This window comes from Cyanobium sp. Cruz CV13-4-11 (assembly GCF_024346055.1).
GTDB lineage: Bacteria > Cyanobacteriota > Cyanobacteriia > PCC-6307 > Cyanobiaceae > Cyanobium.
Genome location: NZ_JAGQCH010000003.1, coordinates 163,052 through 177,902, shown reverse-complemented (window position 1 = coordinate 177,902; position 14,851 = coordinate 163,052). Strand labels below are relative to the sequence as shown.

Here is a 14,851-nt window from a genome sequence, read left to right as displayed (position 1 = left end):
ATCAAGTTATCAATGGCGTCCCTCCCGCCGTCGGTTCCCCGTGTCCAAAGCCACCCCCGCCGCCCCCTCCTGGGGGGTCCGCCTGCGGCAGGCCCATGCCTGGCTGGCGCCGCTGGTGCTCGCCCCCCTGCTGCTCTCGGCCGTCACGGGGGTGGGATACCGGCTGCTGCGCGACTGGGGGGGGCTGAGCCGGGATCAGGCCCATCCGCTGATGGTGCTGCACGAGGGCGAATGGCTCCAGGGCTGGGTGGGCGAGGTGGGCGAGTCGGTTTACGTGCTGCTCAACGGCCTGGGGTTGCTGTGGATGCTGATCACCGGCGGCTTCATGGCCTGGGAGCGGTTGCAGCGGGGCTGGCGGCGGCGTGGGGGGAAGGGGGTCACCTGAGGCGTTAAGGTGTTGGTTTGGCCTGGCGCTCCGAGAACAGGGATGGCAACCGAGATCGATCCGTCCACGGAAGTGGACCCACAAACCCCAGACGCGGAGCCCCAGTCGGTGGAAGCGGAAACTGCAACGGGAACCGTGACGGCCACGGCTGCTACAGCCACGGCGGCCACAACAGTGAAGGTGACCACCGGCAAGCTCAGCGCCCGGGCCCTGATCGACGAGTTCGAGGCGGCCCAGCTGAAGAGCGACCTGCCCGAGATCTACGTGGGCGACACCGTCAAGGTGGGCGTGCGAATCCGGGAAGGCAACAAGGAGCGGGTGCAGCCCTATGAGGGCGTGGTGATCGCCAAGCGCCACGGCGGCCTCAACCAGACCATCACCGTGCGCCGCATTTTCCAGGGCATCGGCGTGGAGCGGGTCTTCATGCTGCACAGCCCCCAGGTCGCTTCCGTCAAGGTGGAGCGGCGCGGTAAGGTGCGGCGGGCGAAGCTCTTCTATCTGCGTGACCGGGTGGGTAAAGCCACTCGCGTCAAACAGCGCTTCGATCGCTGAAGCCTGGTTTCACGGGATTTCATTGCCCGCGTTTCCCTTTCACGCTGTCCAGGGACCATCGCCTTGCGCCGTTAGTTCAGCTGGTAGAACGCAGGTCTCCAAAACCTGATGTCGGGGGTTCAAGTCCTCCACGGCGCGTTCGATGGTCCCATTTGTAGTCTCGTGGTTCCGGAAATGGAGTTGGATCTACAACCCGGTGATGTGGTCAAGGTGCTGGAATCAGCTGCCCTTGGCTGGGTTCGGGCCCGGGTGATCCGGGTCAAATCCGGAGGTCGGGTCGTGGTCCAGAGCGACCAGGGGCGGGAATTCACCGCCCGGGGCAACCAGGTGCGCCTGATCGAACCCGCCGGCTTCCGCCCCTGAGGCCAGGGCGATCTGGCGCCATTACGCCCCAGTTCGAGCCTGCCTTCCCAGCCAACCGTCTCAATGTGCCCCGTGCCCTGCACGGGGCTTTTTGTGTGGCCGATCGTCGTCCTGACCCCACCAGCCGGCGTTGACGGTTGGCGTTGAAAGTTGGCGTTGACGGTGGGACGGGTGACGATGGATACTTCTTTAGTCGGCGTTCGCGCCGTCGCGATCGCCCATCGGCGTCGAATCCACCCCTCGGGGCGATTCGAGCCTCGAACGACGGTCTGGGACTGTAGTTCAATCGGTTAGAGCACCGCCCTGTCACGGCGGAAGTTGCGGGTTCGAGCCCCGTCAGTCCCGTTCTCAACCATCTGGAGCCGCTTCCGTGCCCGCAACGGTTCCCGTACGCGTTCGCCTGGCCCCCAGCCCCACCGGCACCCTGCACATCGGCACCGCCCGTACGGCGGTCTTCAACTGGCTGTTCGCCCGCCACCTCGGGGGCGCCTTCCTGCTTCGGATCGAGGACACCGACCGGGAACGGTCCAAGCCGGAATTCACCGAAAACATCCTCGATGGCCTGCGCTGGCTGGGCCTGACCTGGGATGAGGAGCCGGTGGTGCAGAGCGAGCGCATCGAGGCCCACCGGCAAGCGATCGGCCAGCTGCTGGCCAGCGGCCATGCCTACCGCTGCTTCGCCAGCGACGACGAGCTCTCAGCGATGCGGGAGCGCCAGCAGGCCGAAGGCCGGGCGCCCCGCTACGACAACCTGCACCGCGAACTCACCCCCGAGCAGCAGCAGGCCTACATCACCGAGGGCCGCGAGGCGGTGATCCGCTTCCGCATCGATGACGGCGCCACGATCACCTGGAACGATCTGGTGCGGGGCGAGATGCGCTGGGCCGGCAGCGACCTGGGCGGCGACATGGTGATCGCCCGCCGGGCGCCCGCCGATGCCATCGGCGACCCCCTCTACAACCTGGTGGTGGTGGTGGACGACGCCGCCATGGCCATCAGCCACGTGATCCGGGGCGAGGACCACATCGCCAACACCGGCAAGCAGCTGCTGCTCTACGCCGCCCTGGGTCTGACGCCGCCCCTGTTCGCCCACACCCCGTTGATCCTCAACCAGGAGGGCCGCAAGCTCTCCAAGCGCGATGGCGTCACCTCCGTGGGCGACTTCCGCGCCATGGGCTACACCGCCGAGGCCCTGGTCAACTACATGACCCTGCTGGGCTGGTCGCCGCCGGAGGGGATCGGCGAGCGCTTCAACCTCGAGCAGGCGGCGGCGGTGTTCTCCTTCGAGCGGGTCAACCGGGCCGGGGCGCGCTTCGACTGGGACAAGCTCAACTGGCTCAACGCCCAGGTGCTGCACGCTCTGGCGGCCGGCGAGCTGCGCCAGCGGCTGCTGCCCCTCTGGCAGGCCCGGGGCTGGGGCGATGGGGCCGGCGCCGACGCCGCCTGGCAGGAGGATCTCTGCGCCCTGCTCGGACCCTCCCTCAGCCTGCTGGCGGACGGGGTTGACCAGGCCGCGCCCTTCTTCGAAACACCAAAGCCGGATGAGGCGGCCCTGGCCCTGCGGGCCGACGCCGGCAGCCGCGCCGCCCTGGGCGCCCTGCTGGAACAGCTGCCGGAGGACCCACTCGATGCCGAGACCGCCCAGGGGCTGCTGGCGGAGGCCGCCACGGCCGCCGGCGTCAAGAAGGGGGTGCTGATGAAGGGGCTGCGAGCCGCCCTGCTGGGCAGCCTCAAGGGCCCTGACCTGCTCACCACCTGGCTGCTGCTGCACCGGCTGGGCAGCGACCGGGAGCGGATCGCCGCGGCCCTCTGACGCAGGGCCCCTGGGCTTCAGTCGTCGAGGGCGCCGTAGATCGGCTCCACCCGGATCGCCTGGACGCTGCCGGCCCGCAGCACAAGGAATTCACTGGTCAGGTCGTTGATCGGCACGTTGACGAAAGCATCGAGGGCCGCGGCGTTCAGCACGCCGCCGTACCAGGCCTGGAACTCTTCGATGGTGTTGAAGTGCACCTCCTGGTGGTGACCGCCGATCAGGAACAGGTGGATGGCGTAGCGGCGGGGGGTGCGGGCCATGGAGCAGCGGCAGCGGCTGAACGCCCACAGGATGGCCCATAGGGCCGCAACAGACTCACTGCAGGCTGGTACAGGGGATGCAGCGGGGCGCCGGAGGCGGTGAGGCCCAGGCAGACCAGCCGGTGCTGGTAGGGGGCCAGCAGCGCCAGAACCCGGGCGTCCTGGCCCAGCCGGCGGCCGCCGTTGCCCCAGCCCAGCCAGATCAGCCCGGGGCTGGCGCAGCGACCAGCGGCCCGCAGACGCCGCCGCAGCCAGGCCCCGTTGGCGGCCCCCACCGGATCGGCGGCCTGGGCCAGGGCCGCCGGGCTGGGGCTGATGCGGGCGAAAAGGTTGAGCACCTCCAGGCCGCCGTAACCCCAGCCGGCGGCGAAGGCCATCAGCCGCCGCAGGGTGGGGTCGTCGTGGCGGTGGTCGGCGCGGGAGGGGTTGAGGCCGATGAACAGCAGCCGGCCGCCCTGCGGCTCCCACACCCGCTCCAGCCACCAGCGGTAATGGCCGCAGCGGCTGAAGGCGGCCCGGCCGATGGCCGTCACGGCGCTTCCGGGCCGCCGGATGGCAGGCTGTGGCGATTGGCGGGCAGATCCCAGGGACAGCCATGGAGCGGGACAAGCCCCTGTTGCTGCTGGTGGATGGCCACTCCCTGGCCTTCCGCAGCTTCTATGCCTTCGCCAAGGGCGGTGAGGGGGGCCTGAGCACCAAGGACGGGGTGCCCACCAGCGTCACCTACGGCTTCCTCAAGGCCCTGCTCGACAACTGCAAGGGACTGGCCCCCCAGGGGGTGGTGATCGCCTTCGACACGGCCGAACCCACCTTCCGCCATGAGGCGGATGCCGCCTACAAGGCCCACCGGGAGGAGGCGCCGGAACACTTCTTCGCCGATCTGGCCAACCTGCAGGCCATCCTCAGGGACTGCCTTGACCTGCCCCTGTCGATGGCGCCGGGCTACGAGGCCGACGACGTGCTCGGCACCCTGGCCAACCGGGCGGCGGGCGAGGGCTGGCGGGTGCGGATCCTCTCCGGCGACCGTGACCTGTTCCAGCTGGTGGACGACGCGCGTGACATCAGCGTGCTGTACATGGGTGGCGGCCCCTACGCCAAGAACAATGGCCCGACCCAGATCCGCCGCGCCCAGGTGATCGAGAAGCTGGGGGTGCCACCGGAGGGGGTGGTGGACCTCAAGGCCCTCACCGGCGACAGCTCCGACAACATCCCCGGGGTCAAGGGGGTGGGGCCCAAGACGGCCCTGACCCTGCTCAAGGCCCACGGCGACCTGGACGGCATCTACGCCGCCCTCGACGAGCAGAAGGGGTCGCTGAAAACCAAGCTGGAAACCGACCGGGAGAACGCCTTCCGCTCCCGCATGCTGGCGGAGATCCTGGTGCAGATCCCCCTGCCCCAGGAGCCGCGCCTGGGCCTGGGGCGGGTGGACAGTGAGGGACTGGGGGCCCGGCTGGCCGAGCTGGAGCTGTTCAGCCTGGTGAAGCAGACCGAGGGCTTCGCCCGTCTGTTCTCGGCGGAGCCCCCCGAGCCCACTGCCGTTGCCACAGCCGCTACCGCTACCGCTACGGCCGCCCCCAGTAGCGATCCAGCGGCGCCGGAGGTGCCCGCAGCGACAGAGCCGGAGGCCGAAGGCAGCCTGCCCGCCCTGCGGCCGGAGCTGATCACCACCCCGGAGGCCCTGGCGGCCCTGGTGGAGCGGCTGCTGGCCTGCACCGATCCGGCGGCGCCGGTGGCCCTCGACACGGAAACCACCTCGCTGAATCCCTTCAAGGCGGAGCTGGTGGGGATCGGCGTCTGCTGGGGGGAGGGGCTGGCGGATCTGGCCTACGTGCCCATCGGCCACCACAGCCCGCCGGCCGCCGATCTGCTCAGCACACCGCCACCCGAGCCGGAACAGCTTCCCCTGGATGCGGTGCTGCTGGCCCTGGGGCCCTGGCTGGCCAGCGCCAGCCACCCCAAGGCGCTCCAGAACGCCAAGTACGACCGCCTGATCCTGCTGCGCCATGGGCTGCCCCTGGCCGGTGTGGTGATGGACACCCTGCTGGCGGACTACCTGCGGGATGCCAACGACAAGCATGGCCTGGAGGCGATGGCGGAGCGCAACTTCGGCTTCCACCCCACCGCCTACGGCGATCTGGTGGCCAAGGGGCAGAGCTTCGCCGACGTGCCGGTCGAGGCGGCGGCCCTCTACTGCGCCATGGACGTGCACCTCACCCGGCGCCTGGGGGCGCTGCTGGCGGAGCAGCTGGCGGCGATGGGGCCCCAGCTGCCCCTGCTGCTGCAACAGGTGGAGCTGCCCCTGGAGCCGGTGCTGGCCCAGATGGAGGCCACCGGCATCCGCATCGATGTGCCCTACCTCAGGGAGCTGACCGAGGAGCTCAGCAGCACCCTGGTGCGGCTGGAGAGCGAAGCCCAGGAGGCGGCGGGGGTGGACTTCAACCTGGCCTCCCCCAAACAGCTCGGGGAGCTGCTGTTCGACACCCTGGGGCTCGACCGCAAGAAGTCGCGGCGCACCAAGACCGGCTGGAGCACCGACGCGGCGGTGCTGGAGAAGCTGGAGGATGACCATCCGGTGGTGAAGCTGGTGCTGGAGCACCGCACGCTCAGCAAGCTGCTGAGCACCTATGTGGAGGCCCTGCCGGCGCTGGTGGAGCCGGAGACGGGACGGGTGCACACCGATTTCAACCAGGCGGTGACCGCCACCGGGCGGCTGTCGAGCAGCAACCCCAACCTGCAGAACATCCCCATCCGCACCGAGTTCAGCCGCCGCATCCGCAAGGCCTTCCTGCCCCAGGATGGCTGGCGGATGATCAGCGCCGACTACTCCCAGATCGAGCTGCGCATCCTCACCCACCTCTCGGGCGAACCGGTGCTGGTGCAGGCCTACAACGCGGGCGACGACGTCCACGCCCTCACCGCCCGGCTGCTGCTCGAGACCGACACGGTGACGCCGGAGGAGCGGCGGCTGGGCAAGACGATCAACTTCGGGGTGATCTATGGCATGGGGGCCCAGCGGCTGGCGAGGGAAACCGGCATGGGCCAGGCCCGGGCCAAGGAGTTCCTGAGCCTCTACAAGCAGCGCTACCCGCGGGTGTTCCTGTACCTGGAGCTGCAGGAGCGTCTGGCCCTCAGCCGCGGCTACGTGGAGACGATCCTGGGGCGGCGGCGCCCGTTCCACTTCGACCCCGGCGGCCTGGGGCGGCTGCGGGGCAAGGACCCGCTGGAGATTGACCTGGAGGTGGCCCGCCGGGGCGGGATGGAGGCCCAGCAGCTGCGGGCGGCCGCCAATGCCCCGATCCAGGGCTCCAGCGCCGACATCATCAAGCTGGCCATGGTGAGCCTGCAGCAAGCGCTCACGGCGGCGGGCCTGCCGGCGCGCCTGCTGCTGCAGGTGCACGACGAACTGGTGCTGGAGGCGGCGCCGGACGCACTGGAGGAGGTGCGGGAGCTCACCCGGCGCACCATGGAGCAGGCGGTGCAGCTGCTGGTGCCCCTGGCGGTGGACACCGGGGTCGGCCCCAACTGGATGGAGGCGAAATAGCCACGCGAAGGTAGGCTGCGTCTGAGCTTTTCCCCCGCCATCGATGCCTGAACCGTTGCGGGTGCTGCTGACCGGCCGCCACGGCCAGCTGGGCCAGGCCCTGGTGGCCTCGACTCCTGCCGGTATCGAGCTGATCGCCACGGGCCGGGGCGAGCTGGATCTGGCCGATGCGGCCGCCTGCCGCTCCGCGGTGGAGCAGCACCGGCCCGACTGGGTGCTCAATGCCGGCGCCTACACGGCGGTGGATCGGGCCGAGTCCGAACCGGCGCTGGCCGAGGCGGTGAACGCCGGTGCCCCCGGGGCCTTCGCCGCCGCCCTGGCCAGCGGCGACGGGCGTCTGCTGCAGGTGAGCACCGATTTTGTGTTCGATGGTGAGCAGGGCCATCCCTACACACCCGATCAGCCCCTGGCGCCCCTGGGGGTCTACGGCGCCAGCAAGGCGGAAGGCGAACGGCGGGCGGCGGCCGCCCTGCCAGCGGAGCGCCTGTGCCTGCTGCGCACCAGCTGGGTGTACGGGCCGGTGGGGGCCAACTTCTGCCTCACCATGCTGCGGCTGCACCGGGCCAGGGCCGCCACCGGCGAGGCCCTGGGGATCGTGGCCGACCAGGTGGGCTGCCCCACGGCCACCGCCGGGCTGGCGGCCGCCTGCTGGCGGGTGATCGAGCGGGGCATCAGCGGGCGCCAGCACTGGAGCGATTGCGGCGCCGCCAGCTGGTACGACTTCGCCGTGGCCATCGGCGCGCTGGCGGCAGCGCGGGGGCTGATCGAGGCCCCGGCCCGGGTGCGGCCGATCACCACGGCCGAGTACCCCACCCCGGCCCAGCGCCCCGCCTATTCGCTGCTGGAGACCAGCACCACCCGCCATGCCCTGGAGCTGGAGGGCCAGCACTGGCAGGCCGCCCTGGCCGAGGTGCTGGATCAGATCCCCCTGCCCCAGGCCTGACCCCCCTCTGTCGTTTCACCCCACCCCGATGCTCCCCAACCACCCCCTCGACCTACAGGTGCTGCTCGCCGGCCGTCGCCGCATCCTGGTGACAGGAGGGGCTGGTTTCATCGGCGGGGCACTGGTACGGCGGCTGCTGAGGAGCAGCTCCGTGACGGTGTTCAACCTCGACAAGATGGGTTATGCCAGCGATCTGCTGGGCGTGACCAACACCCTGGCGGAGCTGGGAGAGGCGGCCGAGCGCTCCGACGGCCCACGGCACCGCCTGCTGCAGGTGGATCTGGCCGATGGGGAGGCCGTGGCAGCGGCGGTGCGGCAGGCCGATCCGGATCTGGTGCTGCACCTGGCGGCCGAAAGCCACGTCGACCGTTCGATCGACGATCCGGGCGCGTTCCTTGTCAGCAACGTCATGGGCACCTACAACCTGCTGCAGGCGGTGCGGACCCACTGGGAGGGCCTGGCGCCGAAGCGCCGGGATCAGTTCCGCTTCCACCACATCAGCACCGACGAGGTGTTCGGTTCGCTAGGGGCCACCGGGCGGTTCTCGGAAACCACCCCCTACGACCCGCGCAGCCCCTACTCGGCCAGCAAGGCGGGCAGCGACCACCTGGTGCAGGCCTGGCACCACACCTTCGGGCTGCCGGTGGTGCTGACCAACTGCAGCAACAACTACGGCCCCTGGCAGTTCCCCGAGAAGCTGATCCCGGTGGTGATCCTCAAGGCCGCCGCCGGCGAGCCGATTCCGCTCTATGGCGATGGGGCCAACGTGCGCGACTGGCTCTTCGTTGAGGACCACGTGGAAGCCCTACTGCTGGCGGCCACCAGCGGCGAAGTAGGGCGCAGCTACTGCGTCGGCGGCCATGGCGAGCGCACCAACAAGGAGGTGGTGCAGGCGATCTGCGCCCTGATGGACGAGCTGCGGCCCGCCGGCTCCCCCCACGCCGGCCTGATCACACCGGTGGCCGACCGGCCAGGCCATGACCGGCGCTACGCCATCGACCCGTTGCGGATCAGCACCGAACTGGGCTGGCAGCCACGCCATGACTTCAACCAGGGCCTCAAGGAAACGGTGTGCTGGTACCTGGAGCACGGCGACTGGTGCACCAACGTGAGGGGGAGGGCCGGCTACGGCGGCGGCCGCCTGGGCCAGGCGGGTGCTGGCGCGGGAGCCGTGGCGGGAGCGGGCCATTGACCCTGCGGCTCACCAACACCCTCAGCCGCCGCTGCGAGCCGTTCGAGCCGCTGCAACCGGGGACAGTGTCGATCTACTGCTGTGGCGTCACGGTCTACGACCTGTGCCACCTGGGCCACGCCCGCAGCTACATCGTCTGGGACGTGCTGCGGAGATATCTGGTGTGGAGCGGCTATGCCGTCACCTTCGTGCAGAACTTCACCGACATCGACGACAAGATCCTCAAGCGGGCCGAGGAGGAGGGCAGCTCGATGGCGGTGGTGAGCGAGCGCAACATCGTCGCCTTTCAGGCGGACATGGCCGCCCTGCACATCCTTCCCCCCGACCGGATGCCCCGGGCCACCCGTAGCCTGGACGCGATCCGGCAGCTGATCGGCGAGCTGGAGGCCAAGGGGGCGGCCTACTCCGCCGATGGTGATGTGTACTTCGCCGTGATGCGCCAGGCCGACTACGGCAAGCTCAGCGGCCGCACGCTGGAGGAGCAGCAGGAAGGGGCCAGCGGCCGCACCAAGGAGGCGGAGGAGGCCCGCAAGCGCCATCCGTTTGATTTCGCCCTGTGGAAGGGGGCCAAACCGGGGGAACCCAGCTTCCCCTCGCCCTGGGGGCCGGGGCGTCCGGGCTGGCACATCGAATGCTCGGCGATGGTGCGCGAGGAGCTCGGCACCACGATCGACATCCATCTGGGTGGCGCCGACCTGATCTTTCCGCACCACGAGAACGAGATCGCCCAGTCGGAGGCGGCCAGCGGCCAGCCCCTGGCGCGCTGGTGGCTGCACAACGGCATGGTCAACGTGGGCGGCGAGAAGATGTCCAAATCGCTGGGCAACTTCACCACGATCCGTGCGCTGCTGGAAAGCGGCGTCAGGCCGATGACCCTGCGGCTGTTCGTGCTGCAGGCCCATTACCGCAAGCCTCTGGATTTCACCGCCGAGGCCCTGGAGGCGGCGGCCACGGGCTGGAAGGGTCTGGACGGCGCCCTGGGCCTGGGGGAGCGCCACGGGGCGGCCCTGGGCTGGGGCGGCGACCCGGCGACGGCCAGTCTGGAGCACAGCGAGGTGCTGGCCGAGGCCCGCGGGCGCTTCGCCGCCGCCATGGACGACGACCTCAACACCTCGGCGGCCGTGGCGGTGCTGTTCGAGCTGGCCCGGCCGCTGCGGGCCCTGGCCAACCGGCTGGAGCGCGGTGAGCAGGAAGCGGGCGCCGCCGCAGAAGCTGCCGAACTTGAGCGGCGTTGGCTGCTGCTGCGGGAGCTGGCTGGTGTGCTGGGGCTGGAGGCGGACCCGGCAAAGGAGGCCGTGGAGGGGGCGATGGATGGGGCAGCGATCCTGGAACGGATCGAAGCGCGGCGGGCCGCCAAGGCCGCCCGCGATTTCGCCAGCGCCGACCACATCCGGGCCGAACTGGCCACCGAAGGGATCGAGCTGATCGACCGACCGGGCGGTCTGACCGACTGGGTGCGGAGCTGACGCGGGGCCTCCTGCAAGGCCGTGTTCCAGACGCAACAAGCATTAATCCCCGTGTGAAAATACTGCCAGGGACGCCTCCACTGCCACGTCCCATCTGAATTCTGGCTGCTGCGATGAGCGTCTGCCCCCCGATCGGCACTCCCAAGCGTCCAGTGGCCTGCAGGCTGAGGGAGGTCCAGGAGCTGCAGGCCCACTGGCTGGAGCGGCTCGCCTTCGGCCAGGGCCGCGCCGACGATGAGCTGGTGCAGCTCTGGCTGGGGCTGTTTCCGGTGTCGTGGCGGCAGCTGTCCGATATGCGGCTGCTGGAGGCTCAGATCGCCACGATCCGCGCCCATCTGCAGGGCAGCTATAGCGATCTGTTGCAGGCGATGATTCAGGACACGGCCCTGCAGATCTCGTTGAATGGGCTGGGGAACCGCCGCAGGAATCCGAATGAGAACTTCGCCCGAGAACTGCTCGAACTATTTACGCTCGGAGAAGGACACTTTCGCGAACGGGATGTGAGCGAAACGGCCCGGGCGCTCACCGGCTTCCGGAGAGGGGCGGATGGCCGCCTATTCGTCGATCCCCGCCAACATGATGCGGGTCTGAAAACGATTCTGGGTCGCCGAGAGCCCTTCGAGGGGGCGTCGCTGGCCGCCTGGCTGTGCCAGCAACAGGCCACCGCCTTGAATCTGGTGCGGCGCCTCTGGCCGAGGATGGTGGGCGTGGCGCCAACGGGCGGACAGCTCGAAGCCCTGGCCGGCCGTTGGCGCCAACAGGGGCTGGCGTTGCCCTGGCTGATGCAAGCGTTGCGGCGATCAGCAACGGCCCCGGCCAACAGGGGCCAGCGGCTTGAGGATCCGATCCTGATGATGGCGCGCAGCCTGCGCCTGCTGGGCAGCCGCCATCCCGATGCCTTGCTGATCGCCCGGCAGCACCTCGGCCGGATGGGCCAGGAGCCGTTCGATCCCCCCTCGGTGAAGGGCTGGCCTGTGAACGGTGAGTGGATCAATCTGCGCTGGCAGCAGGCCCGGGTGCGGGGGCTGCAGGCCCTGCTCTCGGATGAGGAGGTGTGGGCGTCGCGGCGGACTCCTGGGACGCTCGTTGTTGGCGTGACCGCCATCCCGCCGCTGACGTTCACCCTGCCATTGGCTGTCTCCAGGGAAGCCATGGGCTTGCTGTTCACCGATCCTGCCTGGCAGTTCGCATGAAACGACGCCAGTTTCTGCAGCGCAGTGCTGAAGCCCTGGCCGCCAGCCTGGCTGTGTCGGCGTGGGTGGAGCAGCTGCAGCACGGCGCACGGGCCGGCGGCCAGCCAGGACGGGTGCTGGTGCTGCTGGAGTTGAGGGGGGGTAATGACGGCCTCAACACCGTGATTCCGTTCCGAGATCCGCGCTACCAGCAGGCACGCCCCAGCCTCGCCATTGACGATGGACCGGCCCTCGATGCAGATCTGATCCTCCACCCGGCGCTGGCACCACTGCTGCCGATCTGGAAAGCCCGGCGGTTGGCCTTCGCCCTGGGGGTGGGCTGGGAGCAGCCCACCCGGAGCCACTTCAAGGCCATCGACCAGTGGGCCACCGGCACCACCAGCGGATCGGGGCCAGGCTGGCTGGCGGCCGCCCTGGATCGGCGCGGATCGCGGGGGCCCCTGGTGGCGTTGGGTCCAACGGGCTCCGCGGCCCTGGAGGGGGGGAGGGCCTTAGCGATACAGATGGCACCGGCCCAGCTGCAGGGTCGCCTGCCGGCCCGGGTCGATCCCGCCCAGGCCGGAAACCATGCCCTGCTGCGCAGGATGCTGGCGTTGGAAGCGAACGGCCGCAGGGAGTTGCTCCGGCTGCGGCAGGCCCTGCGGCCGCCCCCGGAGGGCCTGCAACTGCCGCGGGGGGGCCTGGGGCCGCAGGTGGCTCTGGCGTTGCAGCTGATCGGTTCGGGTGCGGCTCCCCCCGTGATCCAGATGGCCCAGGGCGGCTACGACACCCATGCCGGCCAGGGGTCGCGCCATGGCAAGGTGCTGGCCGAACTGGCCAGTGCCCTGGCCGGCTTTGAGCGGGGGCTGAAGCTGCTGCCGGGTCGTCCCGAGGTCTGCCTGCTGGCCACCAGTGAATTCGGCCGGCGGCTGCGGGAGAATGAAAGCAACGGCACCGATCACGGCAGTGCCTCGATCGCCCTGTTGCTGGGCGATGGGGTGCCCCATCCCTTCCTGGGCACCTATCCAGATCTGGAGCGGCTGGATGGGCGGGGGGATCTCATCGCCGGGCTCGCACCGCAGAAGCTCTACGAGAAGCTTTTGCACCTCTGATTGTTGTGATCTGCGATCCAGAGTACGGTTGACAACCAGCCGACCAAAGGAATGCTGCGTTGTTAATCAGAACCCAGCGTGCTGGCGTCACAACCCTGCCTTCCGATTCAATTGGAAACCCCCAATGGATGATCCACCGCCTACAAAAAAGACTTCACGCTACTGCTTTGGTTTCGTCAGAACATACTGCAACTTCCCAGCTTGTTGGTGGGAATTCTTACGTTGCTGGGTGTCAGCAGCCTGATCTCAAGGATGAGCACATCAGAAATGCTGGCAAAGCAGATTGACAATCTCAAACATGCCGAAGACATCCAACGTAGTGTCTCGATTCTGGCGATTGAGCATACACTGCCAAGCAGAAGTCCTATCGAAGGAGTTAATCATGAGATGCCCCTGAGCCGGGTGCTAGATGAAGTCCTCTTGTACGACAGGGCCAAAGGTAATTTGCTCATCAAGAAAAATGACAGCGGACGTCAACGCCTCGCCCACATCCACCGAATCATGCTGGCCCTGGTCCGGGGCCTCAACAAGGAATGAGGAGAAGGCTTTGATCGCCTGTCCGATGCCGGAGAGCATCTCGTGTTCCAAACAACCAGCAACAAGAAAGATCCAGGGAAATCACTGCATGATCTGATCAAGACCTGAATGTCGTTATGCATCGGCCCTCGGCCTCTGGAATTGGTGGTGGCCTGGCAAAGCCTCCCATGATGAGCTGCTGCGCACAGCCGTTCAATAGTTGGCGGAAATCAATACCAGCTCGTCGGCCCGCTCAGAGCAGCCCCTTTCCAGCCGGATCACCAACAGCGGTCTGCAAGGCCTGGCGGGCGAGGGGGCGATCCAGCGCAACGAGTTATCTTAGGAGGATGTGATTGCCGCCTCAGAGATCGTGGCCACTGTCATGGTCAGAGATCAGCAGAAGCAACTCGTGTCTGAAAGGCACGGAAAGCCACCTGACCAGCCACATGTGTTCATACATTACGACAGCAAAGAACTTAAAAAACCACTGACCGAAGTCGCCCAAATCCTGGCGATCAATGGATATTTCGTGGATCTCTCACTGCGGTATGTCGCCTCCAGCACCAAGGCCTGCGCCAGCCATTCCCAGGTGAAGCTGTTCCATGACGCCGATCGGGGAACGGCGGAGGCCCTGGTGAAGGTAACCAACAGCATCACCGCCAACCCAGGCACGAAGGCGGGCACAACCTGGCCCCGTTCGTGGGTGATCATTGGGTCGAAAGAGTGGGGCGGAATCACCGATCTCAGCGGTTGGAGCCTCTCCTCCAAGGTGCCGAGGGGGCAGCTGGAGCTATGGCTGATCGACCGCGGAGGTCGCTGCAAACAAGCCCGTGGGTAGGGCCTCTGTGAAGTTCAGATGGTGGTACCTTTTGGCCCCATCCTCCAGGTCAATGGAACTGTCGCAGCATGAGCCTGCCCCTGCGTCCCGATCCCTCCCGTCTCCGCTGGCCCGTGGGCGCCAGTCTGGTGTTGGTCGTGGTGGTGGCCCTGCTGGTGGGGCTGCAGCTTGGCGCCGTGCCCTGGCGGTTTCGCCGTCAGATGCTGCAACTTCAAGGTGCCCTTGCCGGCGGTGCGGTCGGAATGGTCGTGGGCTATGCCCTGGGCCGCCGCCGCAGGCAGCCATGACCACCCTGCCCCGCCGAGGCGCCGCTTCCAGCCTGGATCGACAGCCTTCGGGGGGATCGGCGGTCATCGCGTAAGCCTCGGGTGCAGCCCAGCTGGCGTGCTGATCGGGCACCCGCCGGCTCAGGGGATCTGGCTGGTCATCATTCAGGGCCGCTTATCGGCCATCAGTTTTTCAATCTTGCGGATCCGCTGCAGGGTGGTCTGCCACACCTCCAGCTGGAAGGCCCGTTCGCGATCGCCGGCCGCCACCGCCTGGCGGCAGTCCTCCACCAATGCCTCAAGATCCTCGCGACGCTCAAAGGCTTCCCAGAGCTGGCGCTCGATCCGAGCCCGCTCGATGAAGTTCCAGCGCTGCAGCCAAGACATGAAAGCGATTCGGTGTCGTCCCAGTTAAGCCAGCACCGCCGGCGG

16 protein-coding genes and 2 tRNA genes are annotated in these 14,851 nt (G+C 68.3%); 15 read left to right on the top strand and 3 right to left on the bottom strand.

Annotated elements, in window-relative coordinates; translation table 11 throughout:
* Positions 1–40: 40 nt before the first annotated feature.
* The 6 genes from KBZ12_RS03955 to gltX all read left to right on the top strand — a co-directional run bounded on the left by KBZ12_RS03955 (position 41) and on the right by gltX (position 3,113).
* On the top strand, positions 41–385 hold the full coding sequence (locus tag KBZ12_RS03955; protein WP_254956461.1) for a peptidase: 345 nt from the start codon (positions 41–43) through the stop codon (positions 383–385).
* Positions 386–427: 42 nt separating this feature from the next.
* On the top strand, positions 428–937 hold the full coding sequence (gene rplS, locus KBZ12_RS03950) for a 50S ribosomal protein L19 (RefSeq protein WP_254956460.1): 510 nt from the start codon (positions 428–430) through the stop codon (positions 935–937).
* A 65-nt stretch (positions 938–1,002) separates the two neighbouring features.
* A tRNA-Trp gene (locus KBZ12_RS03945) sits at positions 1,003–1,075 on the top strand.
* Positions 1,076–1,111: 36 nt separating this feature from the next.
* Positions 1,112–1,300: a hyperconserved protein Hcp gene (locus KBZ12_RS03940; RefSeq protein WP_006043540.1), complete on the top strand. Its 189-nt coding sequence runs from the start codon at positions 1,112–1,114 to the stop codon at positions 1,298–1,300.
* Between the two features lie 271 nt (positions 1,301–1,571).
* Positions 1,572–1,645: transfer RNA gene (locus KBZ12_RS03935), tRNA-Asp, on the top strand.
* 25 nt (positions 1,646–1,670) lie between these two features.
* Entirely contained in the window at positions 1,671–3,113 is a 1,443-nt protein-coding gene (gltX, locus tag KBZ12_RS03930; protein ID WP_254956459.1) for a glutamate--tRNA ligase, read from the top strand.
* Positions 3,114–3,130: 17 nt separating this feature from the next.
* Here the strand turns inward: gltX and KBZ12_RS03925 are convergent, their stop codons facing one another.
* On the bottom strand, positions 3,131–3,373 hold the full coding sequence (locus tag KBZ12_RS03925) for a hypothetical protein (RefSeq protein ID WP_254956457.1): 243 nt from the start codon (positions 3,371–3,373) through the stop codon (positions 3,131–3,133).
* The gene (locus KBZ12_RS03920) at positions 3,331–3,906 is read right to left on the bottom strand and encodes a DUF1643 domain-containing protein (RefSeq protein WP_254956456.1); all 576 of its coding nucleotides are present in this window, start codon (positions 3,904–3,906) and stop codon (positions 3,331–3,333) included. Before KBZ12_RS03920 ends, KBZ12_RS03925 begins: the two co-directional genes overlap by 43 nt.
* 62 nt (positions 3,907–3,968) lie before the next feature.
* Between KBZ12_RS03920 and polA the strand changes: the two genes are divergently transcribed.
* The 9 genes from polA to KBZ12_RS03875 all read left to right on the top strand — a co-directional run bounded on the left by polA (position 3,969) and on the right by KBZ12_RS03875 (position 14,440).
* A complete protein-coding gene (polA, locus tag KBZ12_RS03915) occupies positions 3,969–6,914 on the top strand; it encodes a DNA polymerase I (RefSeq protein ID WP_254956454.1) in 2,946 nt (981 codons plus the stop codon).
* A 43-nt stretch (positions 6,915–6,957) separates the two neighbouring features.
* Positions 6,958–7,857, top strand: a complete 900-nt coding sequence (rfbD, locus tag KBZ12_RS03910; protein WP_254956453.1) for a dTDP-4-dehydrorhamnose reductase — start codon at positions 6,958–6,960, stop codon at positions 7,855–7,857.
* Positions 7,858–7,885: 28 nt separating this feature from the next.
* The gene (gene rfbB, locus KBZ12_RS03905) at positions 7,886–9,049 is read left to right on the top strand and encodes a dTDP-glucose 4,6-dehydratase (RefSeq protein WP_254956452.1); all 1,164 of its coding nucleotides are present in this window, start codon (positions 7,886–7,888) and stop codon (positions 9,047–9,049) included.
* On the top strand, positions 9,046–10,515 hold the full coding sequence (gene cysS / locus KBZ12_RS03900; RefSeq protein WP_254956451.1) for a cysteine--tRNA ligase: 1,470 nt from the start codon (positions 9,046–9,048) through the stop codon (positions 10,513–10,515). Before rfbB ends, cysS begins: the two co-directional genes overlap by 4 nt.
* Positions 10,516–10,628: 113 nt before the next feature.
* On the top strand, positions 10,629–11,708 hold the full coding sequence (locus KBZ12_RS03895) for a DUF1800 family protein (protein WP_254956450.1): 1,080 nt from the start codon (positions 10,629–10,631) through the stop codon (positions 11,706–11,708).
* Complete coding sequence (locus KBZ12_RS03890) at positions 11,705–12,799, top strand: DUF1501 domain-containing protein (protein ID WP_254956449.1); 1,095 nt, start codon at positions 11,705–11,707, stop codon at positions 12,797–12,799. Before KBZ12_RS03895 ends, KBZ12_RS03890 begins: the two co-directional genes overlap by 4 nt.
* A 252-nt stretch (positions 12,800–13,051) precedes the next feature.
* Entirely contained in the window at positions 13,052–13,336 is a 285-nt protein-coding gene (locus tag KBZ12_RS03885; RefSeq protein WP_254956448.1) for a hypothetical protein, read from the top strand.
* Positions 13,337–13,685: 349 nt separating this feature from the next.
* Positions 13,686–14,153, top strand: a complete 468-nt coding sequence (locus KBZ12_RS03880) for a hypothetical protein (protein WP_254956447.1) — start codon at positions 13,686–13,688, stop codon at positions 14,151–14,153.
* A 68-nt stretch (positions 14,154–14,221) separates the two neighbouring features.
* On the top strand, positions 14,222–14,440 hold the full coding sequence (locus KBZ12_RS03875; protein ID WP_254956446.1) for a hypothetical protein: 219 nt from the start codon (positions 14,222–14,224) through the stop codon (positions 14,438–14,440).
* Positions 14,441–14,584: 144 nt separating this feature from the next.
* Here the strand turns inward: KBZ12_RS03875 and KBZ12_RS03870 are convergent, their stop codons facing one another.
* Positions 14,585–14,806 (bottom strand): hypothetical protein, encoded by a 222-nt coding sequence (locus tag KBZ12_RS03870; RefSeq protein WP_254956445.1) that lies wholly within the window; start codon positions 14,804–14,806, stop codon positions 14,585–14,587.
* Positions 14,807–14,851: the final 45 nt, after the last annotated feature.

Coding starts and splice junctions, on each gene's coding strand:
- rplS (WP_254956460.1), top strand. CDS start 428: ATGGCAACCGAGATCGATCCGTCCACGGAAGTGGACCCACAAACCCCA.
- rfbB (WP_254956452.1), top strand. CDS start 7,886: ATGCTCCCCAACCACCCCCTCGACCTACAGGTGCTGCTCGCCGGCCGT.
- KBZ12_RS03940 (WP_006043540.1), top strand. CDS start 1,112: ATGGAGTTGGATCTACAACCCGGTGATGTGGTCAAGGTGCTGGAATCA.
- KBZ12_RS03875 (WP_254956446.1), top strand. CDS start 14,222: ATGAGCCTGCCCCTGCGTCCCGATCCCTCCCGTCTCCGCTGGCCCGTG.
- KBZ12_RS03890 (WP_254956449.1), top strand. CDS start 11,705: ATGAAACGACGCCAGTTTCTGCAGCGCAGTGCTGAAGCCCTGGCCGCC.
- rfbD (WP_254956453.1), top strand. CDS start 6,958: ATGCCTGAACCGTTGCGGGTGCTGCTGACCGGCCGCCACGGCCAGCTG.
- KBZ12_RS03885 (WP_254956448.1), top strand. CDS start 13,052: ATGAGCACATCAGAAATGCTGGCAAAGCAGATTGACAATCTCAAACAT.
- KBZ12_RS03870 (WP_254956445.1), bottom strand. CDS start 14,806: ATGTCTTGGCTGCAGCGCTGGAACTTCATCGAGCGGGCTCGGATCGAG.
- KBZ12_RS03895 (WP_254956450.1), top strand. CDS start 10,629: ATGAGCGTCTGCCCCCCGATCGGCACTCCCAAGCGTCCAGTGGCCTGC.
- KBZ12_RS03925 (WP_254956457.1), bottom strand. CDS start 3,373: ATGGCCCGCACCCCCCGCCGCTACGCCATCCACCTGTTCCTGATCGGC.
- polA (WP_254956454.1), top strand. CDS start 3,969: ATGGAGCGGGACAAGCCCCTGTTGCTGCTGGTGGATGGCCACTCCCTG.